Genomic DNA, 21,979 nt, shown 5'->3' with positions numbered 1-21,979 from the left:
GTCATTCATCCTTGGCGCTCAGGCACTTCGGCGGCTTGGCCAGGGCAAAGCCGTTGAAGGGTTTGGAGCGATCCGTCGGCTTCAGCTTCCAGGTCTGACGGGCATTGGGCACACCGCCATCGACGCGGATGAAGGAGCCGGTGATGTAGGCCGCCGCCTCGGACAGCAGGAACACGATGGCCGCCGATACTTCGGCCTCGGTGCCATAGCGCTGCAGCGGCACACTCTTCATCAAAATGCGGAACTTGGCCTGCATCTCGGGTTCGTAGGTGTCAAAGCCGCTGCTGGCCACAAAGCCCGGCGCCACCGCGTTGACGCGCACGCCCGACTCGCCCCATTCGCAGGCCGCCGTTTCGGTGAACGACAGCATGCCGGCGCGCGCGGCGCCGCTGTGTCCCATGGTGGGCATGCCCATCCACATGTCGGCGATGATGTTGACGATGGAGCCGCCGTGCGCCTCCATCCACTGCGTGTAGACCTCGCGGGAGACTAGAAAGCCTCCGGTCAGGTTGCTGCGCACCACCGCCTCCCAGCCCTTGAGGCTGATGTCCTTGACCGGCTGCGGGTACTGGCCGCCGGCGTTGTTGACCAGGCCATCGATCCGGCCGTGCTGCGCAATCACGTCGGCAACCAGGTCCTTGACGCCCGGCTCGTCGCGGATGTCGCAGACATGGATGCTGGCTTTGCCACCCGCCGCTTCGATCTCGGCCTGCACCGCCTGCAGCTTCTCGATCTTGCGGCCCACCAGCGCCACGCTGGCGCCCAGGTTGGACAACTCGTGCGCAGTGCAGCGGCCGATGCCGCTGCCACCGCCGGTGACGATCACCGTCTGACCGGCAAAGAGGCCGGGGCGAAACACGGATTTGTAAACAGATTGGCTCATGGATTTGTCTCCTTCGTAATGAGCTCAGGCACGCAGCATGAAATTGCCGTGGCCAAGGGCGATGGGCTTATCGGGGCTGGATTGCCATGCCTGGATGCGCAGATTCGCCACACGCTGGCCCAGCTTGACCATCACGACGTTGGCATAGGTGTCCTGCGGACGGCCCGAGCGCAGGTAATCAATGTTGAAATCGATGGTCTTGGGCAAGTCCCGGCTGTCCATGTGCCACAGCAGGTAGAACAATCCGGCGCACTCCAGAAACCCCCCGGTGGCTCCGCCATGCAGAGCCGGCAGGATGGGGTTGCCTATCAGTTTTTCCTGGAATGGTAGGACGCAGGTGAACTCCTCGCCCTTGACATCGATGCGCAAGTCCAGAAAACGCGCAAAGGGCACCGCCCGGATCACTTCGCTCCAGTCACCCTGGGCGCGCGCATGGTCAATTTGTTCGGTCCATTTCATCGTGGCACATCCTCGTTGCGCAATACCGGTCGCCCGGAAGTAAACATGTAAATGCCGACGGCGGTGGCAATTGGGTCGTCCGGCGTGTCGTGGTAAGCAGCGCCTCGGACGAACGCCAGTTCTGCAGTCAGCTTGTAGCAAACGGCCCCTCCCAGAATCGCACGCCCGGGCGTGGCGGGCTTGAGGTAGTCGATGCGCAAGTCCAGCGTGGCCATCGGCCGTATCTCCGGCAGCTTGACGAAGATCGCGAATCCGAGCGCGGCGTCGAGCAGCGCAGTGATGACTCCGCCATGCAAAACCCTGGTCTGCGGATCGCCCACCAGTGCTTCCTGGTACTCGACTTTGAGCACGCACCAGTCGGTGTGCACCGCGTGCGGCAGGAAGCCCAGTTCGCGGTTATACGGCGACACATGGGCGAACTTTTGCCATCGCTTGGCGATTTCTTCTTCTTTGATGATGTGTGTTTCTGTCATCTCGACATGTCTCCAGACAAGGTGAGGGTGGGCTCTTCGCTGGCCGCCGTCACCGGATACCAGCGGGTCGCGGCTGGCGTTTCTTCATGGCGCACATGGCCGGCACGCTGCAGCCACAGCAGGTGCGCCAGGGTTTCGCCCATGGCCAGGTAAGCATGCAGCGGGTCGCTCTGCGCGCCATAAACGGCGTAGCCGAGTTCGGTGGCATTCATGCCCCCCTCGCCCAGACGCGCCAAGAACTTGCGCAGTGCCCTCTGGTGGTGCGCCACCAGTCCATGCGCGCGCTCGACCCCGGCGTGGTAGACGCCGTGGTGGGCTGGCAAGACGTACTCGATGTCCAGTCCCGCAATGGTGCGCAGGCTATCCAGGTAACGTGGCAGCGGATCGGTTTCGCCATAGGGCCAGACACCAATGTTGGGTGTGATGCGCTCGAGCAACTGGTCGCCCGTGAGCAGCAATTTCAGCTTGGGCTCGTACAAGCAGATTTGGGCAATGCTGTGTCCACCAAGCACCAGCACGTCGAAAGCATGATCGCCGATGTGCAAGGTCTGGCCGGCTTCGAGCGGCTCGACGCGAGTCGGCACGGCACAGGCCATATTGCTTTGCAACACCCCGCCCACCACCTGATGCGCATCTTCCGGCGCCACCCCATGGCGGCACATGAAGTCGATACAGTAAGCGCGGTCATCGATGCTGACCACGTGCGTCTGCCGCGCCACCGCCACCTCCTCCTCGCGGATCAGGATCGGAGCCCCGGTGCGCTCGTGCAGCCACACCGCCAGCCCGAGGTGGTCGGGGTGGTGGTGCGAGACGATGATGCGCGTCAAGCCAGCCGCCAGCGGGCCTTCCAATGCGCGCAGCCACAAGGCCCGCGCCGCCTCGCAATCGGCACCCGTGTCGAATAGGCACCAACCCTCGCTGTCGCGAATCAGGTAGATGTTGACGTGGTCGATGCCATAATCCACCGGCAGCGTGAACATCAGGATGCCGGGCAGGACCTCCTTCAGAGGCAGCTCGACCAACCCGTCAATGACTGAAGTAGCTCGAGAGGTGCTCATGTTCACAACCGTTTCGCCACTTCTTCGAGCATGACCTCGGTGGCACCGCCACCGATAGCTTGGACGCGTGCGTCGCGCACCATACGCTCGATCGCGGCCTCGCGCATGTAGCCGAAGCCGCCGTGGAACTGCTGGCAGTCATAGACCACATCGTTGACCAGCTCGCCGCACAGCGCCTTGACCATCGACACCTCCTTGACGCAGTCGCGCCCCTGCGCGTCCAGCCAGGCCGCGTGGTAAACCAACTGGCGGGCCGCCGCCACCTGCGCTGCCCGCATGGCCATGCGCTGGCGAATCGCCTGCTTGTCCCACAGCGTGGCGCCGAAGGCCTTGCGCTCGCGCACATAGGCCAGCGTCAGCTCGATCGCGCGTGCGGCCTCGCCCATCACCTGCGCACCTAGCACCATGCGCTCGTTCTGGAAGTTGCGCATGATCTGGTAGAAGCCCTTGTTCTCTTCGCCCAGCAGGTTGGCGGACGGCACGCGGCAGTCCTCGAACACCAGCTCGGCGGTGTCGCTGCACAGCCAGCCGCTCTTGTTGAGCGCACGCCCGACCCGAAAACCCGGGGTGCCCTTCTCGACGATGAAGATCGAGATACCGCGCGAACCCTTGGCGCTCGGATCGGTCTTGGCGGCGACAAAGTACACGTCGCCATGCACGCCGTTGGTGATGAACATCTTGCTTCCGTTGATGACCCAGTGCTCACCGTCGCGCACCGCGCGTGTGCGGATGCCGGCCACGTCGGAGCCGGCATCGGGCTCGGTGACAGCCACAGCGCAGATCTTCTCGCCACCGATGATGGGCGGCAGGTAGCGTGCGAGCTGCTCTGGCGTGCCAAAGTTGGCCAGGTGCGGCGAGGCCATGTCGGTGTGCACCATCACCGTCACGGCGAAGCCGCCGTAAGTGGAACGGCCGAGTTCTTCGGCCAGGATGGCGCTGTACACGGTGTCGAGTTTCGAGCCGCCGTACTTTTCGTCGTAGCGTATGCCCAGATAGCCCAGTTCGCCCATCTTGCGCAGCAGCGCGCGCGGCACCATGCCCTGATCTTCCCAGAGCGCGGCGTGCGGCACTACTTCCTGCTCGACAAAGCGGCGCAGGTTGTCCCGGAACTGCCGGTGTTGCTCGTCAAAATAAATCGGCTCGTTCATTGCTTTTCCTCGGATTCGATTGTTTCCATGATCGCCAGCACATCACCACCGCGCACCGCGTCGCCGACGCGGCAACGCAGCTCGGCCACACGTCCCGGCGCTACCGCGCTCAGCGTATGCACCATCTTCATAGCTTCCATCTGCACCAGCGTGTCGCCCGCGTTCACACTCATGCCTACACTGACCTGCACCTGCGTCACCAGACCGGGCATGGGGGCGAGCAGGAGATTGCCGCCCAGCTCATCGGCACCCGCCGCGCCCTTGAGTGCGCGCTGCCAGCGATCGAGCCGGCGCCAGGCCCACGTGCCGCTCGGGCCAGAGAGCCACACGCGTTCGCCTTGCTTGGCGTGCTGCTCCACCGCCACCGTGAAGCGAACCGTCAGGCCGTCGCGCTGCAACGCCAGGGTGTCGCCGGCCAACACCGCCGCCAGGGTCAACTCCCGATCGCCGACGCACACACGCCAGCTGTCACCCTGCGGCGAGACGCTGACTTCATGCACGCAGCGCTGCTCGTCTTCGAGCAGCACCTGTGTGCTGCCAGTGCCACTCCCAGCGCCGGCCGCGCGCCAGGCCCCGAGCGACTGCCAGGCCGAGCGCCCGGCCGTCGCCTGTTTGATCAGCACGCCGTGCAAGGCGGCAGCCGCGATGGCCAGCCCATCGTCCGTGCGCGGCTGCCAGCCTGTGGGAAAGGCGCGTTCGATGTAATGTGTGGTGAGTACTTGCGCGAAGTGGTCATGGCGCAGCAGATCGGCCAGAAAACCGAGGTTGCTGTGCACGCCGAGCAGCACCGTGTCGTCCAATGCCGTGGCGAGCCGCCGTGCGGCGGTCGGCCGGTCGTCGGCATGGGCAATTACCTTGGCCAGCATCGAGTCGTAATAAAGCGTAACGTAACTGCCGTTGCGCACGCCGCTGTCGACCCGAACGCCCTCGCCGCGCGGCTCGCGGTAGTCGATCAGGGCGCCGATCTCGGGCGCAAAACCCGCCGCCGGATTCTCCGCGCAGACACGCGCCTCGATCGCGCAGCCGCGCTGCGTCAGGTCCGGCTGGGCGAAGCCGAGCGGCTCACCAGTGGCCACCCGCAGCTGCCATTCGACCAAATCGATACCGACCGTCAACTCGGTCACCGGGTGCTCGACCTGCAGCCGGGTGTTCATTTCCAGGAAGAAGGTGTCGCCGCTGCGGCTGTCGTGGATGAACTCGATGGTGCCGGTGCTGTCGTAGCCGATGGCGTGCCCGATCGTCAGCGCGTGCGAAAACAGGGCCTCGCGCACGGCGGGAGGCAGGTGTGGCGCGGGCGCTTCCTCAATCACTTTCTGGTGGTTGCGCTGGATCGAACATTCGCGCTCGAACAAATGGACCAGATGCCCGTGCTTGTCGCCCAGCAACTGCACTTCGAGGTGGCGTGGCTCGTCGAGGTAGCGTTCCAGCAGCACGCGGTCGTCGCCGAACGAAGCCTTCGCTTCGCGTCGCACGGTATCCAGCGCGGCCGAGAAGTCAGCCGCGCTGCGCACCACCCGCATGCCCTTGCCGCCGCCGCCGGCCGAGGCCTTGATCAGCACCGGGTAGCCGATGCCCCCGGCCGCCGCCTGCAAGACCGCAGAGTCCTGGTCGTCGGCGTGGTAGCCCGGCACCACCGGCACGCCGGCTCCGAGCGCGATGCGCTTGGATTCGATCTTCGAGCCCATGCGCCGGATCGCTTCGCGCGAGGGGCCCACAAAAATGAGCCCGACGGCTTCGCAGGCGTCAATCAGGGCCAGGCTTTCCGACAAAAAGCCGTAGCCCGGATGGATGGCCTGCGCACCGGCGGCACGCGCCGCGGCCACGATGGCAGCGGCATCAAGGTAGCTGCGCGCGGCCTCCGGCGCTCCGATGCGCACGGCCGTATCGCACAGGGCCACGTGCAGCGCCTCGCGGTCGGCGTCGGAATAGACCGCCACCGTGCGCAAGCCCATGCGGCGCGCGGTGCGGGCGATGCGGCAGGCGATCTCCCCGCGATTGGCAATCAGGAGGGTGTTAAACATCAGTCGCACGCCTTCATGCCAACACTCAGACCTGCCGCCACACCGGCAGCCGCTTGCCAAAAAAGGCTGCAATGCCGTCGCGCCCTTCTTCGGTTTCCCAGGCGTCGGCCAGCTTGTCAGCGGTGTAGATCATGTTGGTGGGCAGATCGTGCGCCTGCACATAGGCCACCAGCTTCTTGGTGGCCGCCACCGCGCCGGGCGCGCACTGCAGCAGGTCGGCGAGTTCGCGTTCAATGGCCGCGTCGAGCTGATCGGCCGCCACCACTTCTGAGAGCAGGCCCAGGCGCTGCGCCTCTGCCGCGCTCATGCGGCGCGCCGTCAGAAAGGTGCGCCGGGCGTTGGCTTCACCCATGCGCGCCACAACGTAGGGCGCGATGTTGGCAGGCAGCAGGCCCAGGCGCACCTCGGTCAGCGAGTAGATGCCGGTATCGACCGCGATCGTGATGTCACAGACCGAGATCATGCCGACGCCGCCGCCATACGCGGGGCCATTGATGCGGCCAATGACGGGCATAGGCAGCTCGTTCAAGGCGCGCAGCATGAGCGCCAGATCGCCGCTTTCGCCCACGCGCTCGGTCCGGCTCTTTTTCATGTTGTCCTGCATCCAGCCCAGGTCACCACCGGCGCAAAAGGTCTTGCCGGTGCCGGTGAGCACCACCGCGCGCACGCCCGGCGCTACGGCCAGCCAATCGACGGCACGGCGCAGCTCGCTGATCAGGGTGGCGTTGAGCGCGTTATGAGTGTCGGGGCGGTTGAGCGTGAGGCGGGCTACGCCGCGCGCGTCGACGACCAGTTGCAGGGTCTCGTAGGTGGGGGTGTTCATAGAGGTTCTCTTACATGCGGTAAACAGGGGTTGCCGTACTCGGCAACGCACGGCGCGCCGCCAGCGCCAGCGCCAGGCCCAGCACGTCGCGCGAGGCCGAGGGTTCGATCAGACCGTCGTCCCACAGCCGGGAGGTGGCGTAATAGGGATCGCTCTGGCGCGCGTACTGCTCGCGTACCTTGCGTTCGATATCCAGCAGCCGCGCCTCATCAGCCGGGCCGCGCAGGTTGGAACGCGCCAGCTCGACCATCACGTTGCTAGCAATGTCGGCGCTCATCGTGGCAACTCTGGCACTGGGCCAGGCGAACAGGAATTCGGGCTCAAAGCCGCGGCCGCACATGCCGTAGTTGCCGGCGCCATAAGAGCCGCCAACCACCAACGTGAGCTTGGGCACGCGCGCGCAGGCCATGGCATACACCATCTTGGCGCTGTGCTTTGCAATACCGCCACGCTCGGCCTCGGTGCCAACCATGAAGCCGGGGATGTTCTGCAAAAACAGCAGCGGTACTCCGCGCTGGTTGGCCAGTTCGATGAAATGCGCGCCCTTCAGAGCCGACTCGGCCAGTAGCGCGCCGTTGTTGGCGAGGATGGCGACCGGCTGGCCGTGGATCGCGCCAAAGCCGGTCACCAGCGTATCTCCCCACAACGGTTTGAACTCGTGGAAAGCGCTGCCGTCGAGCAGCCGCGCAATGATTTCGCGCGCGTCGTAGGGCTGTTTGGGGTCGACCGGTACGACGCCATCGAGCTCAATCGGGTCGTAACGTGGTGCGCTGGGCGGCAGCGGCGGCACCATGGGCGGCTCGCGCGGCAGGCTGGCGACGATCTGACGCAGCATGGCCAGCGCCTGATGCTCGTCCTCGGCCAGGTGGTCGCTGACACCGGAGACACGGCTGTGCATCTCCGCGCCGCCCAGGGTTTCGCCGTCGACCACTTCGTTGATCGCGATCTTGACGATGGACGGGCCACCCAGATGAATGCGTGCGTTACCGCGCACCATCACCACTTCGTCCGACAGCGCGGGAATGTAGGCGCCGCCCGCGGTGCAACCGCCGAACACGGCCGAGAGCTGCGGCAGGCCAGCCTGCGACATGCGGCACTGGCGGTGGAAGCTGTTGCCGAAGTGGTCCTTGTCGGGAAACACGCGGTCCTGCTCCGGCAAAAAGGCGCCGCCGCAATCCACCAGGTACAGGCAGGGCACGCGCAGGCGCTGGGCAATCTCCTGCGCCCGTATGTGTTTTTTGACGGTTTCATGGAAGAACGAGCCGCCCTTGACGGTGGCATCGTTGGCAATGAACATGCAGGGCCGCCCGGCCACCATCCCGACGCCGGTGACGATGCCCGCACCCGGCACCTCGTTGCCATACTGATCCCAGGCCGCCAGCGGCGAGAGTTCCAGGAAGGCGCTACCGTCATCGACGATGAAGTCGATGCGCTCGCGCACCAGCAGCTTGCCGCGCTCGCGGTGGCGCTGGATGTGCGCGTCGCGCCCGCCGGTGGCCACCTCGGCCAGGCGTGCGCGCAGAAGAGCGATCTGGCCCGCGTGGTGTGCAAGGTTGTCGCGGAAGCCCGGACCTTGCACATCGACCAGCGTTTGAATCACGGACATCCTGTTTCGTCCTTTGAAGCGCGGTCAGACCGCGGCGTAGCCACCATCGACCACCAACTCGGCACCCATGACGGTGGACGACTCATCGGAGGCCCCGGAACAGCACCACCGCCGACACTTCCTGATGCTGCACCGCCCGCCCAATTGGAGTGGTGCCGAGCAGCGATTTGTGATCGGCCGGATCGCTCAACAAGTCCTTGGTCATCGGCGTCTCGATGGCGCCAAGGTGAACCGAATTGACACGAATATTGAAAGGGGCGAGATAGGGCGCGCTGGCCATACTGAACAGCGGTACCTCGCCCTTGGAAGCCCCATAGGCACAGGGTGCGCCTAACGGCCGTAGATAGACTGGATGTTGATGATCGAGCCACCACCTGCCTGCTTCATCGTCGGCACCCCCGTCCGCGTGCCGAAAAAGGGGTAGCGCACGTCGACGTTGAACATGCGGTCCCACTCCGCCGCGCTGACGAACGCCCGCCGCGACGGTTTCGCCAATCCCGGCGTTCATGTCCGCGACAGGCAGCTCGCAGTGGACCTGGCCCATGCCCATCGCACTGCCCGTCACCAGAATGACCTTGTCCTGTACTCGACCAATGACCTTCTCCTTGTCATGTGATTCAGCGCACCGCCCCACAAATCTCTTGCATTCGCTGGCCGGCGCGAAATCCCTTGAGCGAGCCGCTGTGCATCACACGGCCCGACAGGGTGCGGCCGATGACGCGTTCGGCCAGAAGGGACGCCTCGATCAGCGCCTCTAAATCGATGCCGGTCTCGATGCCCAGTTCCTGGCACATGAACACCATGTCTTCGGTGCAGATATTGCCGGCCGCGCCACCGTGCGTGTGACCCGCGAACGGACAGCCGCCCAGACCGGCGACCGAACTGTCGAACAGCCGCACGCCCATTTGCAAGGCGGCATAAACGTTGGCACCGCCGACGCCGCGCGTGTCGTGCAGGTGCAGGCCGATCTGAGCCTCCGGCACGATCGCGCGCACCGCGCCGACGCGGCGCTTGATCTCCTCGGGATTTGCCCAGCCCATGGTGTCGGCCAAGTAGACCGCCGGCAGCGGCACACGCCGGTCGGCGCAGGCATCGACCAGCCAGCGGACCTGATCGGTGAGGACCGACAGCGGCACGGCGCCACCGAGATTGCAGCCAAAGGCCGTGATCACGTAGGCCTTTTCCACCGGAATGCCCAGGGCGATGTAGCGGTCCAGCCAGCCGAGCTGGCGTTCACGCATCTCGGCCACGCTGCAATTGTTGTTGCGCTGCGAAAACGGCTCGGTCGTGTAGAACATCAGCTTGCCGTCCAGATCCACCTGTTCACAGGCGCGCGCCCGCTCGAAGCCGTTGTCGTTGAGCCAAAGCGCCGTGTAGCGGGTTCCAGGGCGCTTGATGATGGCGGCGAACAATTCGGACGTGTCGGCCATCTGCGGCACCGCGCGCGCACTGACAAAGGACGCAACCTGGATCTGCCTCAGACCCGAGAGGCTCAAAGCGTCAATCAGCGCGGCGCGGTCCGCCCGCGGATAGGTTTTTGGCTCCATCTGGAAGCCCTCGCGCGGTCCCTCCTCATGGAACTCGACGGAGGTAGGCAAGTTGCTCATCGCTTGTACTTCCTTCGATCAAGCTGGGCTGACTTCGGCCAGCACTTGGTGGCGCTCAACCATGTCGCCGACCCGGCAGCGCAGGCTGCTCAGGCTGCCTTCGAATGGCGCCATGACGTGCAGCTCCATCTTCATCGATTCGAGCACGATCACGGTCTGGCCGATGGAAACCTTCTCACCGACCGCCGACTTGACCGCCACCACCTTGCCCATCATTGGCGCGCCCAATTGACCGCTGGCGGCAGCGTCACCGGCGCCCCCCCCCAGATAGGGTCGTGCCGTGAACAAGCTGCTGCCCAACGCGCTGGCGAGCTCGGCCTGCCACGCGTCGCCCCGGATCGTCATTTCCAGCGCCCGCCCACCACATTGCAGCAGGAAGCGTCCGCCCGCGAGCGGCTGCAGCGTAGCGCGCACCTTTTGCTCGCCAATGACCAGCGCACTGCTGCCCTGGTCATCGCGCATCGAAAACCGCACGGGCCACTCCGCCGCGCCCGCCTTCAACACAAGGACCGGCTGGGGTGCGGCCTGAATCGGCCCACTGCTCAGGCGCCAGCCCGTGAAACCGTCCCAGAGGGTCCAGCAGCCCAGCGCGGACGACTCGGCACGCCGTTGCGCCAGCCAGTGCAGCGCGGCAGCAGCCAGATGCTCAAGAGGCGGCGCGGCGGGAGCCACCACGCCGCGCTGCGCGTGGCGCTCGTCGATCAGGCGGGTGTGAAATGTGGCATCGCGGGTCTCCGGCCATTCCAGCAGTTCATGCAGAAATTCCAGGTTGGTGACCAGGCCGATCACCGTGCTTTCGCGCAATCCGGCCACCAGCGCCCGGCGCGCCGACTCGCGGTCGGGCCCGTGCGCGATGAGCTTGGCGATCATCGAGTCGTAGTGCGGCGAGATTTCGTCGCCACTGTCTACCCCGGACTCGACGCGCACGCCCGCGCGCGAAAAATCGACCACCTGCAACCGCCCGGTAGCCGGCAAAAATCCCGCAGCGGCGTCTTCAGCGCACAGCCTGGCCTCGAAGGCGTGACCGGTGCACCGCACGTCGGCTTGCGCCAGCGGCAGGCTGTCCGTGTCGGCAATGCGCAGTTGCAGTTCGACCAGATCGAGGCCGGTGACTTCTTCGGTCACCGGGTGTTCGACCTGCAAGCGAGGATTGACCTCCAGGAAATAATATTCTTCACCCGTGACGACAAACTCAACCGTGCCCAGGCCGCGGTAATTCACGCCAGAGGCCAGCTTGACCGCATCGGCCAGGATAGCTTCACGCAGACGCGGGCTCAGTCCGCTTGACGGCGCTTCTTCGATCACTTTTTGATGGCGTCGCTGCAAGGTGCACTCGCGCTCGAACAGGTGAATGGCGTGGCCCTGGCCGTCACCGGCCACCTGCACCTCCAGGTGGCGCACATGCGGCAGGTAGCGCTCGACGATCAGTTCGCCGTTGCCGAAGGCTTTTTCGGCCTCACGCATGGCACTCTCGATGCGCGACTCCAGCCCCTCCAGCGTCTCGACCACCGCCATGCCACGGCCACCGCCACCAGCCACGGCCTTGAGCAGCACGGGCAGCTTCATACCGCGCACCAGATTCAACACCTCGGCTGGGTCGGTCATGCCGCTTTCGCTGCCGGGAATGACCGGCACGCCGAGACGGGCTGCCTCGCGCTTGGCACTGGCTTTGCCGCCGACGCGCTCGATGGTGTCGGCCCGGGGTCCGATGAAGGTCAAGCCAGCCGCATCCAGTGCGCGCACAAAGGCCGGATTTTCCGAGACAAAACCGTAGCCCGGATGAACGGCGTCGGCGCCCACACGCCGGGCCGCCGCGATGATGGCATCGATGTTCAGATAACTCTCGCTGGGCGCTGCACCCCCGAGTTCGACCGATTCACCGATCTCACGCACATGGCGGGCAAACCGGTCGGCACTGGAGTGCACGGTGGCCACTTCCAGGCCGAGCTTGCGGCAGGTGCGGGCAATGCGGCAGACGATCTCGCCGCGGTTGGCAATGAGGACTTTCTTAAGCATGCCCAACTCCTGCGGCGAAGTGGGTCATCAATACGGTGTGGATGCATTGCATGGCTGGCGTCCTGGTTAAAAACGGAAGACACCGAACGGCGTCGGTTTGGCGGCAGTCCGGGATGCGAGGTCGAGCAGCAGTCCCATGGCGTCGCGTGTTTCCACCGGATCGATGATGCCGTCCACCCACAAATTCGAGGAGAAGTTCGCAGCAGGCTGGAAGTCTTCGTAAATCTTGCGTACCGGCGCCTTGAACGCCTCTTCTTCCTCGGGCGTCCACTCTTTTCCCTCGGTCTTGTTGATCTGTCTGCGCACCAGTGCCATCACCGTGGCGGCCTGATCCGGACCCATGATGGCCGCGCGGCCGGTCGGCCAAGCAAACATCGCGGTCGGGTTGAACGGGCGGCCACACATCGCCAGGTAACCTGCACCGTAAGAGGCGCCCATGATGATGGTGTACTTGGGCACGTTGGCCGAGGCCATCGCCGTGATCATCTTGGCCCCGGCTTTGGCAATGCCAGCCTGCTCGGCGGCGCGCCCGACCATGAAGCCGGTCACGTCGGCCATGAACAGCAGAGGGATGTCTCGCTGGCAGCACAGATCGATGAAGTGCGCCGCCTTCATCGCGCTTTCCGGGAACAGCACGCCCTGGTTGGCCAGGATGCCGACCTCGTGGCCATGGATGCGAGCAAAGCCGGTCAGCAGGGTGTCGCCGTACATCGGCTTGAATTCCTGGAACCGGCTGTCATCGACGAAACGCGCCAGAATCTCGCGCGTGTCGGTCGGGATTTTGGTGTCGCGGCTGATGATGCCGTAAATCTCGCGCGGATCGAAGCGCGGAGGCACCGACGGCTGACGCGTCCAGCGTGGCTTGGGCTGCTCACCCAGGTCCCGTACGATTTCACGCGTGATGGCCAGCGCGTGGCGGTCATCTTCGGCAATATGATCAGTGACACCGCTGACGCTGCAGTGCATCTTGGCGCCGCCCAGCGACTCTGCATCCACCGTCTCGCCGGTGGCGGCAAAGGTCAACTCGGGGCCACCGAGGTACATATAGCCTTGTTCCTTGACAATCACCGCCTCGTCGCACAGCGCCGGGATGTAGGCGCCACCCGCCGTGCAAGGCCCCATCACCACGGCAATCTGCTGGATACCCTCGGCCGACATGCGTACCTGGTTGTTGAAAATGCTGCCGAACTGCCCCACATCGGGAAAGATGTTGGCCATCTCAGGCAGGAAGGCGCCACCGCTGTCCACCAGCGTGATGCAGGGCAAGCGGTGTGCCCAGGCAATTTGCTGCGCCCGCACATGCTTCTTGCAGGTCATGCCGTAGTAGGTGCCACCCTTCACGGTGGCATCGTTGGCAATGATCATGCACGGACGGCCCTGCACCAGACCGATGCCGGTGATGATGCTGGCACCCGGCGGCACGCCGTCGTACATGCCCTCGCCGGCAAGCATGCCGACCTCTAGGAAAGGCGAACCTGGATCGAGCAGCACTTCGACGCGATGGCGCGGCAGGATCTTGTTGCGCGCCAAGTGTTTTTCCCGCGCTTTCGGGGGGCCTCCGGCCAGCGCCAGTTGGCGACGGCTTTGCAGGTCCGCAATCACGGCCTGGTAGGCTTTTTGGTTGAGCCGAAATTCGTCGTCGGAAGTCGATATGCGGGAGGAAAGGATGGTCATATGTGATTGCGCCTATTCGCGAGACAAAGCATTCAGCCGCTCAGGCCTTGAACACCGGTGTACGGCGTGCCTCGAAGGCCGCCAGACCTTCGCTGACGTCGTCATCGAGCAGAGCCGCGCTGGCCAGGTCTTCCTCAAGCTGCAGACCGACCTCCGACGAACCCTCCATGCCTTGCCGTGCCAAACGTTTCATGGTGGCCATGCCGATGCGGCTGCGCGTGGCGATCTTGCTGCAATACGCCAGCGCCGCTTCACCCAACTGCTCAGGCTCGACCACATAGTTCACCAGCCCCCACTGCTCGGCGGTGGCGGCATCGATCCAGCGCGCCGAAAAGAACAGGTCCAGGCCACGGCGCAGACCCGCAATGCGTGGCATGCGCTGGCTGCCGCCCCACCCGGGAATCAGGCCGAACTGGGCATGCTGGTCGCCAAAGCGCGCGTCCTTGGCCGCAAAGATGATGTCGCAGGCCAGCATCAGTTCGCTACCACCGGCCAGGGTCAGACCCTGGCAGGCCGCCACCACCGGCAAATCGCTGCGTTCCAGGCGCTTGAGCACGCTGTGACCATAGCTGATGAAGTGCTTGAGCCTGGCTGGATCGCCACGCAGCGACTTCACCTCATCCAGATCGGCGCCGGTGCAGAAGTGCTTGCCTTGCGCCCGGATCAGAATGGCGCGCACACCGGAGTCGGATTTCTCGAATCCGTCGATGGCGGCCTCGATGGCCGCATGAACGGACATCGACAGGCAATTGAATTTTTCGGGGCGGGCTAACTCGATAATTCCAACGGCGCCGGCACGGCTGATCTCCACTGGGGATGTCTGAATCATTTCTTGCTCTCCTTGGCGTACTGCACGGCGGCGCGTCCCACGCGCTCGCGGGCAACGATCAGCTTCATGATTTGCGCCGTTCCGTCGCCGATTTCCAGGCCCATCACATCGCGCAGGCGCTGCTGGTGAGGCAGGTCCATCGACCAGCCATAGTGCCCAAAGGTCAGCAGGCACTGGTGAATCGCGTCAAAAGCGGTCTTGGGGCCCATCCACTTGACCATGGCCGCTTCCGCGGTGTGCGGCTGACCGGCATCGCGCAGGGCCAGGCCGTGGTAGCAGAGCTGGCGGCAAGCGGCGATCAGGGTCTCGAACTCGACAAGGGGAAAGCTCACGCCCTGGTACTGCGCCAGCGGCGCGCCAAAGGTCTGGCGTTCCTTCACGTATTCCCAGGCTTCGTCGATCGAGGCCTGCGCGGCGGCCACGCACTGCAGCGCGATCAGGATGCGGCTGAAGTCAAAGCCCTGCATCACCTGCGTGAAGCCTTTGCCCTCCTCGCCCAGCCGGTTCTCGACCGGCACCCGCACATCGTCGAAAAACACCGAACCACGGCCGATGATCTTGCTACCAACATCGTTGAAGCGCGTGCGTTGCACGCCGGGCTGAGTCAGATCGACCAGGAAGGCGCTGATGCCTCGTGCGACATCCTCGGGCTTTCCGGTGCGTGCGAACAACACCATGGCATCGGCCTGGTCGGCAAAAGTGATGGAGGTTTTCTCGCCGGAAAGCACGTACTCGTCGCCCACGCGACGCGCCTTGAGTTGCAGATTGGCGGCATCCGAGCCGCCCCGTGGTTCGGTCAGACCCAGCGCGACGATTGCCTCGCCCGCCACGATCCGGCTGTTCCAGGTGCGCGCCAGCTCGGGGGACGCATTGGCATGGATGATGGCGCCCATCAGCGAACTGAGCAGCTGCATGTAGCTGACGTTGAAGTCACCATAGGCAATTTCCTCGGTGATCATGCCGGCAGTGACGCCACTGAGGCCCAAGCCGCCATATTCCTCGGGCAGATCAACACCGATCAGACCGAGCGAACCCATTTCCTTGAACAAGGCCCGGTCGATGCCAGGTTGCGATTCGCGCTTCTGGTAATCGGGCCTGAGCTTCTCTCGTGCAAAGCGGCGCGCCACGTCACGCAGCGCAATCTGGTCATCGTCGAACATCATGGGTAAATCTCCTGACTGACTGTTGTCGAAATCGCCGCCTGCATCACACCGTCAATCCGGACGAAGAATTTGAGGTGCTCGCCAATTGCATGGCTGGTCGTTGTCGCATGATATCATCGAACAGGTGTTAGTTAGATTTTTAAAGAGGCGTTCCCCATGTCCACCGAAGCCACTGTTTTCTTTCCGACGCTACTCTCCGTCCTGAAGGTAGGCGCGCACACCCTTCGCAACCGAACGCTGATGGGATCGATGCACACACGTCTGGAGTCGCTGGACCGGTCGATCGACCGGCTGTCCCTGTTCTATGCCGAGCGCGCACGCGGCGGCGCGGGCCTGATTGTCACGGGCGGCTATGCCCCCTGCCAGGATGGCCTGCTGGATGAAACGGGTCCCCTGCTTATCACGACGGCACAAGCCGATGTGCTCAGACCGATCCCTCAGGCGGTGCACGCCGAGGGCGGCAAGATCATTCTGCAAATCCTGCACACAGGGCGCTACGCAAAAGTCGCCAGGCCAGTGGGCGCTTCTGACATCCCCTCCCCGATCAACTCCCGCGCGCCTCGCGCCTTGAGCACGGCCGAAGTCTGGCAAACGGTGGAAGACTATGTACGCTGTGCCGAACTGGCGCAACGCGCCGGCTTCGACGGCGTCGAGATCATGGGCTCGGAGGGCTACCTGCTCAACCAGTTCACCGTCACGCGCACGAACAACCGCAGCGACGAATTTGGCGGCAGCATGGAAAATCGTCATCGCCTGCCGGTGGAGATCGTGCGGCGCACGCGCGAACGCCTGGGGTCGCAGTTTCTGCTCATGTATCGGGTTTCGGCGCTCGATCTGGTCGAGGGCGGTGCCCCGGCTGACGACATCATCCAGCTCGCCCAGGCGGTGCAGGCCGCAGGCGCTGACATCCTCAATACAGGCATCGGCTGGCACGAAGCGCGCATCCCGACCATTGCCTACGTGGTGCCGCGCGCGGCGTGGCGCTTTGCGGCGGCCCGCATCAAACAAGCAGTGACGATTCCTGTCATCGTCTCCAACCGGATCAACACGCCCGATCTGGCCGAAGAAATCCTGGCCAGCGGTGACGCCGATATGGTGTCGATGGCGCGCCCCTTCCTGGCCGATGCCGACTTCGTACGCAAGGCGGCGCAGGGCCGCGCCGATGAGATCAACACCTGCATCGCCTGCAACCAAGCCTGTCTCGACTACATCTTCGCCGACCGCCCCGCCACCTGTCTGGTCAATCCACGCGCCGGGCGCGAGCTGGAGTTCTCGCTGATGCCGTCACGGGCCATGCAGCGCAAGGTGGCGGTGATCGGTGCCGGCGCGGCCGGACTGGCCTGCGCGCTGACTGCGGCGGAACGCGGTCATGCGGTCACCCTGTTCGAGGCTGGACCCGAGATTGGCGGCCAGTTAAACCTGGCCCGGGCCGTGCCGGGCAAGCAGGAGTTCAACGAACTGTTGCGCTATTTCAGGCAAGGCGTGGCTCGGCATGGCGTGACGCTCAGGCTCAACAGCCGGGCGGATGCCCCATCTCTCGCTGCCGGTCACTACGACCGCATCGTGATAGCCACCGGCGTGCGCCCGCGCCTGCCGCAGCTCCTGGGCATGGCTCACCCGAAAGTGATGAGCTATGCCGATCTGCTGTCGGGTCGGGTGCAGGCAGGCCGCCGGGTCGCGGTGATCGGCGCCGGTGGCATCGGTTTCGATGTAGCCACCTTCCTGCTGCATGACGAGCATGAGGGTAACGCTGCCAACGTGCCTCAGGCGCTTGCGCAGTTTTACGCTGAATGGGGCGTCGATACCTCGCCCGCAGCTGCGGGTGGCCTCAAACCGGCACAGCCAATCAGCGCGCCACGCGAAGTCACCCTGTTGCAGAGAAAACCTGAAAAGCCTGGACGCAGTCTGGGTATGTCCACTGGCTGGGCACTCAAGGCCGAGCTGGCGCGGCGCGGCCTGCGCACGCTGCCAGGATGCGTCTATGAACACATCGATGACGCCGGGCTGCACCTGCGCGTCAACGGTGTACCGCAGACGCTGAACGTGGACACCATCGTGATTTGCGCCGGCCAGGACAGCGAGAACGCGCTGGTCGCCGAATTGCGCGCGCTCGGCCTGGCGCCCGATGTCATCGGCGGCGCCGAGCTGGCCGCCGAACTCGACGCCTTGCGCGCCATTGACCAAGGCACACGCCTCGGTCTGGCGATTTGAGTCCACTGGAACACCACCATGGATTTCGCCCACAACCAGGAACATGAAGCGATACGCGAAGCAATCGGCAAAATCTGCGCTCGCTTTGACGACAGCTACTGGCTCGAACGGGACCGGCTGGGCGGCTTTCCGCATGAGCTGCACCGCGCTCTAGCCGACGGCGGCTGGCTCGGCGTTTGTCTGCCACAGGAATATGGCGGCGTCGGACTGGGCATCAGTGAAGCGACCGTGATGATGCAGACCATCTCACAGTCGGGTGCGGGGCTGTCTGGCGCATCGGCGGTGCACATGAACATTTTCGGCTTGCAGCCCGTGGCGGTGTTTGGCAACGAGGAGCAGAAACGCCGCATGCTGCCTCCGCTGATCCAGGGCAAGGAGAAGGCCTGCTTCGCCGTCACCGAGCCCAACACCGGCCTGAACACCACCCGTCTGAAAACCCGCGCCGAACGGGCAGGCGACCACTATGTGCTGTCTGGCCAGAAGGTATGGATATCGACCGCCCAGGTGGCAGAGAAGATGCTCATTCTGGCGCGCACCACTCCGATCGAGGACTGCAAGAAACCGACCTTCGGCCTGAGCCTGTTCTACACCGACCTCGACCGCAGTTTTGTCGAGGTGCGCGAAATCGAAAAGATGGGACGCAAATCGGTCGACTCGAACGAACTCTTCATCGACGGCTTGCGCGTGCCGGTAGGAGACCGCATCGGCGAAGAAGGCCGCGGCTTTGAGTACATCCTGCATGGCATGAACCCGGAGCGGGTGCTGATCGCGGGCGAGGCCGTCGGCCTGGGTCGGGCGGCGCTGCAGGTAGCCGTCAAGTACGCCCGCGAGCGCGTGGTCTTTGACCGGCCGATCGGGCAGAACCAGTCTATCCAGCATCCGCTGGCGCAATCATGGATGGAGCTTGAGGCCGCTGAAATGATGGCGATGCGCGCGGCCTGGAAATACGACAACAGCCTGCCCTGCGGCGCCGACGCAAATGCTGCCAAGTACATGGCGGCCGAGGCTGGTTTCAACGCCTGCCAGCGCGCCATGGCCACGCTGGGCGGCTATGGCTATGCCAAGGAATACCACGTCGAGCGTTATCTGCGCGAAATGATGATTCCGCGCATCGCGCCGATCAGCCCGCAACTCATCCTGTGCTTCATCGCTGAGAAGGTGCTGGGCCTGCCTAAATCCTATTGACATTCACGAGCTCGCGACCGATTTTCTTCCCGCTGAGGCCAGCAATACCCAATTTTTACCCAGGCCAGCACCCACCCCATCATGACTACCACCCACGACAGCGAACGCGCTGAACAACTGACCATGCTGCGCGAAAGCGCGCTAAGTTTCGTCACCAAAGAATCACCACTCAACCGTGCCCGCGCCCTGCGCCAACAGTTGCCGGGCTACGACCGCCGCTTCTGGAGCGCCCTGGCCGAGCAGGGCTGGACCGGGCTGCTGGTGCCCGAACAATTGGGCGGCTACGCCCAGGGTTTCGCTGAGATGGCCGAGGTGGCGGCCGCCCTGGCTTCTCAGGTCGCGCCCGAACCGGTGGTGCCGGTGCTGGTGTTTGCCGGCCGGCTGCTGTCCCATGTGGGTGCCACCGAGCTATCGATGCGTCTCTTGACCGAACTCGCCGAGGGTCGCACGCTACCCGCCGTGGCCTGGCAGGAAGATGTAACCGGCGCGAAAGACCAGCCCGGTCTGGCCGCGACCCGGCTGGAGCGCCAGGGCGACTCCCTGCTGATACATGGCTACAAGCGCCATGTACGCCCCGGTGCCGGGGCCGACGGCTACATCGTCAGCGCCACCAACCCACAAGGTCTGGTCCTGGTGTGGGTGCCGGCAGATGCATCCGGCCTTACCCTGTCGAGCCAGCCGCTGGCCGACGGCAGCTATGCAGCACAGCTCAACTTGAACAGCGTTCGCCTGCCCGCCAGCCACCTGCTGGCCGAAGGGGCCGCCGCCGCGGCCGCGCTGACCCGCGCCTACGACGAAACCCTGGTACTGGCCAGCGTTGAACTGCTGGCCCTTGTGCGCAGCATGCTGACCATGACACAAGACTACCTGCGAACGCGGATCCAGTTCGGCAAGCCGATAGGCAGCTTCCAGTCACTGCAGCACCGCACTGTGGACCTGTTGATTCAGCAGGAACTGACTGCCAGCGTGGTGACGCAGGCTCTGGCCCTGCTAGATGACCCGGCCGCCGACGCCAGCGCGCGCTCTGCCCTGGCAAGCCGCGTCAAGTCGCGCGCGTCGGATGCGGGGCTGCAGGTGGCGCGGGAGGCAGTGCAACTGCACGGCGCCATCGGCGTCACCGACGAATACGACCTGGGACTGTATCTGCAGCGTGCTCTGGTGTTGGCCGCCTGGCTGGGCAATGGCAACCAGCAGCGCCGCCGCTACGCCAACCTCACCCAAAACGCCACCGCGCAGGAGCACGCATGAACACCACCGCCTCCACTTCCACTGACTGGAATGCGTTCGACAACGCCAGCTTTCGCGCCACACTGCGCGAATTCTTTGAAGAACATTTCCCCAGCGAATGGCGCTACCCGCAACGGCGCCTGCGCTGGTCCGAAATCGGCCCTTGGTACCTGAGGCTTTCAGAAAAAGGCTGGGTCGCGCCGAGTTGGCCCACGCAGTACGGCGGCATGGGACTCTCACCCGAGAAACTCATCATCTTCATTGAAGAGCAGGAGCGCTGGGGCGTGGCGCGCGCGCCCGACATGGGCATCACCATGGTCGGCCCGCTGCTGATCAACCATGGCAACGACGCCCAGCGCGCCTACTACCTGCCCAAGATCATTTCCGGTGAGCACATCTGGTGCCAGGGTTACTCGGAACCCAATTCGGGCTCCGACCTGGCCAGTCTGCGCACCGAGGCGGTGGTCGATGGCAGCGATTTTATCGTCAACGGGCAAAAGACCTGGACCACGCTGGCACAGGACGCCACCCACATTTTCCTGCTGGTGCGCACCGACAAATCGGCCAAGAAGCAGGAAGGCATCAGCTTTTTGCTGGTCGACATGAACACGCCGGGCATCACGGTGCGCCCCATCCGCAACATCGCGGGCAGCGAAGACTTCTGCGAGGTCTTCCTGGAAAACGTGCGCGTGCCGCGCACCAGCATTGTCGGCGAGCTTAACAAGGGCTGGACCATCGCCAAGGCGCTGCTCGGATTCGAGCGCATCTTCCTGGGCAGCCCCAAACAAAGCCAGTACGCGCTGGCGCGCGTGCAGGAAGCCGCGCAGCGCCTCGGCCTGTTCGAAGACACCGGCTTCGTGGACCGCTACACGAAGCTGGCGCTGGACGTGTCCGACCTGGGCGCGCTCTATGGCCGTTTCATCGATCAAGTCAAGCGCGGCGAAACCCTGGGGCCCGATGTCTCCATGCTCAAGCTGTTCGCCACCGAAACCTATTCGCGGCTGGCCGACCTGCTGGTCGATGTCATGGGATCGAGTGGCGGCACGCCCGGCTCCACAGCCCTGCCCGGTGGCAAAACCGATGCGTTGACCAGCTTCTACAACGCGCGCCCAGCCACCATCTACGGCGGCAGCAACGAGGTGCAACGCAACATCCTGGCTGCCAGCGTGCTGAAGCTACCGTCATGAGCGCATCGGGCTATCCGGCATTTGACGGCCCCGGCCCGGACGCTCAGTTCGTGCAGGAGCTGGCGCAAGGCCGCTTTCAGATCCAGCACTGCACGGCCTGCGGCCAGCATGTGTTTTATCCGCGCGCGCTGTGCACCCATTGCGGCTCGGCCCAGCTCGACTGGATTGAACCCAGCGGGGTCGGCTGCGTCTATTCCAGCACCACGGTGCGCCGCAAACCGCAAGCCGGTGGCGACTACAACGTGGCGCTGGTGGACCTAGCCGAAGGGCCGCGGCTGATGTCGCGCATCGATGGCATTGCACCCGACCAGGTGCGCATCGGCATGCGGGTGCAGGCGCGCGTGATCGACGATCCTGCCAAGGGCAAGTTGCTGGTCTTCATCCCCGAGGGCGCCACACCATGAGCGCC

General features: G+C 64.5%; 20 protein-coding genes. 5 read left to right on the top strand and 15 right to left on the bottom strand.

Annotated features, from left to right (window positions below):
• Position 1: 1 nt before the first annotated feature.
• The 15 genes from AC07RV_RS31575 to AC07RV_RS31505 all read right to left on the bottom strand — a co-directional run bounded on the left by AC07RV_RS31575 (position 2) and on the right by AC07RV_RS31505 (position 15,760).
• Positions 2-883 (bottom strand): SDR family oxidoreductase, encoded by an 882-nt coding sequence (locus AC07RV_RS31575; protein WP_008905486.1) that lies wholly within the window; start codon positions 881-883, stop codon positions 2-4.
• A gap of 24 nt (positions 884-907) precedes the next feature.
• Complete coding sequence (locus tag AC07RV_RS31570) at positions 908-1,342, bottom strand: PaaI family thioesterase (RefSeq protein ID WP_008905485.1); 435 nt, start codon at positions 1,340-1,342, stop codon at positions 908-910.
• Positions 1,339-1,815: a PaaI family thioesterase gene (locus tag AC07RV_RS31565; RefSeq protein WP_204734775.1), complete on the bottom strand. Its 477-nt coding sequence runs from the start codon at positions 1,813-1,815 to the stop codon at positions 1,339-1,341. Before AC07RV_RS31565 ends, AC07RV_RS31570 begins: the two co-directional genes overlap by 4 nt.
• Positions 1,812-2,873: an MBL fold metallo-hydrolase gene (locus tag AC07RV_RS31560; protein WP_204734776.1), complete on the bottom strand. Its 1,062-nt coding sequence runs from the start codon at positions 2,871-2,873 to the stop codon at positions 1,812-1,814. The genes AC07RV_RS31565 and AC07RV_RS31560 overlap by 4 nt, the downstream gene beginning before the upstream one ends.
• Positions 2,874-2,875: 2 nt before the next feature.
• Positions 2,876-4,021: an acyl-CoA dehydrogenase family protein gene (locus AC07RV_RS31555; protein WP_056278176.1), complete on the bottom strand. Its 1,146-nt coding sequence runs from the start codon at positions 4,019-4,021 to the stop codon at positions 2,876-2,878.
• Positions 4,018-6,042 (bottom strand): ATP-binding protein, encoded by a 2,025-nt coding sequence (locus AC07RV_RS31550; RefSeq protein WP_204734777.1) that lies wholly within the window; start codon positions 6,040-6,042, stop codon positions 4,018-4,020. Before AC07RV_RS31550 ends, AC07RV_RS31555 begins: the two co-directional genes overlap by 4 nt.
• A 25-nt stretch (positions 6,043-6,067) precedes the next feature.
• Entirely contained in the window at positions 6,068-6,865 is a 798-nt protein-coding gene (locus tag AC07RV_RS31545; RefSeq protein ID WP_069047281.1) for a crotonase/enoyl-CoA hydratase family protein, read from the bottom strand.
• A gap of 10 nt (positions 6,866-6,875) precedes the next feature.
• Positions 6,876-8,471 (bottom strand): acyl-CoA carboxylase subunit beta, encoded by a 1,596-nt coding sequence (locus AC07RV_RS31540; RefSeq protein ID WP_204734778.1) that lies wholly within the window; start codon positions 8,469-8,471, stop codon positions 6,876-6,878.
• Between the two features lie 82 nt (positions 8,472-8,553).
• A complete protein-coding gene (locus AC07RV_RS31535) occupies positions 8,554-8,751 on the bottom strand; it encodes an SDR family oxidoreductase (RefSeq protein ID WP_056278186.1) in 198 nt (65 codons plus the stop codon).
• A 50-nt stretch (positions 8,752-8,801) separates the two neighbouring features.
• The gene (locus AC07RV_RS31530; protein WP_291470069.1) at positions 8,802-8,915 is read right to left on the bottom strand and encodes a hypothetical protein; all 114 of its coding nucleotides are present in this window, start codon (positions 8,913-8,915) and stop codon (positions 8,802-8,804) included.
• Positions 8,916-9,088: 173 nt separating this feature from the next.
• Positions 9,089-10,078, bottom strand: coding sequence for a hydroxymethylglutaryl-CoA lyase (locus tag AC07RV_RS31525; protein ID WP_182118929.1), 990 nt, complete (start codon positions 10,076-10,078; stop codon positions 9,089-9,091).
• 18 nt (positions 10,079-10,096) lie between these two features.
• Positions 10,097-12,094, bottom strand: a complete 1,998-nt coding sequence (locus AC07RV_RS31520) for an acetyl/propionyl/methylcrotonyl-CoA carboxylase subunit alpha (protein ID WP_492714950.1) — start codon at positions 12,092-12,094, stop codon at positions 10,097-10,099.
• A 66-nt stretch (positions 12,095-12,160) separates the two neighbouring features.
• A complete protein-coding gene (locus AC07RV_RS31515; protein WP_056278196.1) occupies positions 12,161-13,768 on the bottom strand; it encodes a carboxyl transferase domain-containing protein in 1,608 nt (535 codons plus the stop codon).
• Between the two features lie 40 nt (positions 13,769-13,808).
• Complete coding sequence (locus tag AC07RV_RS31510) at positions 13,809-14,597, bottom strand: enoyl-CoA hydratase/isomerase family protein (RefSeq protein ID WP_056278198.1); 789 nt, start codon at positions 14,595-14,597, stop codon at positions 13,809-13,811.
• The gene (locus AC07RV_RS31505; RefSeq protein WP_204734780.1) at positions 14,594-15,760 is read right to left on the bottom strand and encodes an acyl-CoA dehydrogenase family protein; all 1,167 of its coding nucleotides are present in this window, start codon (positions 15,758-15,760) and stop codon (positions 14,594-14,596) included. The genes AC07RV_RS31510 and AC07RV_RS31505 overlap by 4 nt, the downstream gene beginning before the upstream one ends.
• Positions 15,761-15,916: 156 nt before the next feature.
• Here AC07RV_RS31505 and AC07RV_RS31500 point away from each other — a divergent pair, with 156 nt between their 5' ends.
• From AC07RV_RS31500 to AC07RV_RS31480, 5 genes are all read left to right on the top strand, one after another.
• The gene (locus tag AC07RV_RS31500) at positions 15,917-17,971 is read left to right on the top strand and encodes an FAD-dependent oxidoreductase (RefSeq protein WP_492714946.1); all 2,055 of its coding nucleotides are present in this window, start codon (positions 15,917-15,919) and stop codon (positions 17,969-17,971) included.
• A gap of 18 nt (positions 17,972-17,989) precedes the next feature.
• Complete coding sequence (locus AC07RV_RS31495; protein ID WP_056278207.1) at positions 17,990-19,156, top strand: acyl-CoA dehydrogenase family protein; 1,167 nt, start codon at positions 17,990-17,992, stop codon at positions 19,154-19,156.
• A gap of 81 nt (positions 19,157-19,237) precedes the next feature.
• Positions 19,238-20,404, top strand: coding sequence for an acyl-CoA dehydrogenase family protein (locus AC07RV_RS31490; RefSeq protein ID WP_204734782.1), 1,167 nt, complete (start codon positions 19,238-19,240; stop codon positions 20,402-20,404).
• Positions 20,401-21,570 carry an acyl-CoA dehydrogenase family protein gene (locus AC07RV_RS31485; protein WP_204734783.1) on the top strand — a complete coding sequence of 390 codons (1,170 nt, stop codon included), beginning with the start codon at positions 20,401-20,403 and terminating at the stop codon, positions 21,568-21,570. The genes AC07RV_RS31490 and AC07RV_RS31485 overlap by 4 nt, the downstream gene beginning before the upstream one ends.
• Complete coding sequence (locus AC07RV_RS31480; protein WP_204734784.1) at positions 21,567-21,974, top strand: Zn-ribbon domain-containing OB-fold protein; 408 nt, start codon at positions 21,567-21,569, stop codon at positions 21,972-21,974. Before AC07RV_RS31485 ends, AC07RV_RS31480 begins: the two co-directional genes overlap by 4 nt.
• The last annotated feature ends 5 nt before the right edge of the window (positions 21,975-21,979 follow it).

The organism is Variovorax sp. GW821-FHT09B01 (genome assembly GCF_059418345.1).
The sequence above is the reverse complement of the archived record's forward strand: the minus strand, read 5'-3'. Positions and strand labels throughout refer to the sequence as shown.

Excerpts from the sequence above, each read along its gene's own strand:
- AC07RV_RS31575 (WP_008905486.1), bottom strand. The coding sequence starts at position 883 with ATGAGCCAATCTGTTTACAAATCCGTGTTTCGCCCCGGCCTCTTTGCC.
- AC07RV_RS31570 (WP_008905485.1), bottom strand. The coding sequence starts at position 1,342 with ATGAAATGGACCGAACAAATTGACCATGCGCGCGCCCAGGGTGACTGG.
- AC07RV_RS31565 (WP_204734775.1), bottom strand. The coding sequence starts at position 1,815 with ATGACAGAAACACACATCATCAAAGAAGAAGAAATCGCCAAGCGATGG.
- AC07RV_RS31560 (WP_204734776.1), bottom strand. The coding sequence starts at position 2,873 with ATGAGCACCTCTCGAGCTACTTCAGTCATTGACGGGTTGGTCGAGCTG.
- AC07RV_RS31555 (WP_056278176.1), bottom strand. The coding sequence starts at position 4,021 with ATGAACGAGCCGATTTATTTTGACGAGCAACACCGGCAGTTCCGGGAC.
- AC07RV_RS31550 (WP_204734777.1), bottom strand. The coding sequence starts at position 6,042 with ATGTTTAACACCCTCCTGATTGCCAATCGCGGGGAGATCGCCTGCCGC.
- AC07RV_RS31545 (WP_069047281.1), bottom strand. The coding sequence starts at position 6,865 with ATGAACACCCCCACCTACGAGACCCTGCAACTGGTCGTCGACGCGCGC.
- AC07RV_RS31540 (WP_204734778.1), bottom strand. The coding sequence starts at position 8,471 with ATGTCCGTGATTCAAACGCTGGTCGATGTGCAAGGTCCGGGCTTCCGC.
- AC07RV_RS31535 (WP_056278186.1), bottom strand. The coding sequence starts at position 8,751 with ATGGCCAGCGCGCCCTATCTCGCCCCTTTCAATATTCGTGTCAATTCG.
- AC07RV_RS31530 (WP_291470069.1), bottom strand. The coding sequence starts at position 8,915 with ATGTTCAACGTCGACGTGCGCTACCCCTTTTTCGGCACGCGGACGGGG.
- AC07RV_RS31525 (WP_182118929.1), bottom strand. The coding sequence starts at position 10,078 with ATGAGCAACTTGCCTACCTCCGTCGAGTTCCATGAGGAGGGACCGCGC.
- AC07RV_RS31520 (WP_492714950.1), bottom strand. The coding sequence starts at position 12,094 with ATGCTTAAGAAAGTCCTCATTGCCAACCGCGGCGAGATCGTCTGCCGC.
- AC07RV_RS31515 (WP_056278196.1), bottom strand. The coding sequence starts at position 13,768 with ATGACCATCCTTTCCTCCCGCATATCGACTTCCGACGACGAATTTCGG.
- AC07RV_RS31510 (WP_056278198.1), bottom strand. The coding sequence starts at position 14,597 with ATGATTCAGACATCCCCAGTGGAGATCAGCCGTGCCGGCGCCGTTGGA.
- AC07RV_RS31505 (WP_204734780.1), bottom strand. The coding sequence starts at position 15,760 with ATGATGTTCGACGATGACCAGATTGCGCTGCGTGACGTGGCGCGCCGC.
- AC07RV_RS31500 (WP_492714946.1), top strand. The coding sequence starts at position 15,917 with ATGTCCACCGAAGCCACTGTTTTCTTTCCGACGCTACTCTCCGTCCTG.
- AC07RV_RS31495 (WP_056278207.1), top strand. The coding sequence starts at position 17,990 with ATGGATTTCGCCCACAACCAGGAACATGAAGCGATACGCGAAGCAATC.
- AC07RV_RS31490 (WP_204734782.1), top strand. The coding sequence starts at position 19,238 with ATGACTACCACCCACGACAGCGAACGCGCTGAACAACTGACCATGCTG.
- AC07RV_RS31485 (WP_204734783.1), top strand. The coding sequence starts at position 20,401 with ATGAACACCACCGCCTCCACTTCCACTGACTGGAATGCGTTCGACAAC.
- AC07RV_RS31480 (WP_204734784.1), top strand. The coding sequence starts at position 21,567 with ATGAGCGCATCGGGCTATCCGGCATTTGACGGCCCCGGCCCGGACGCT.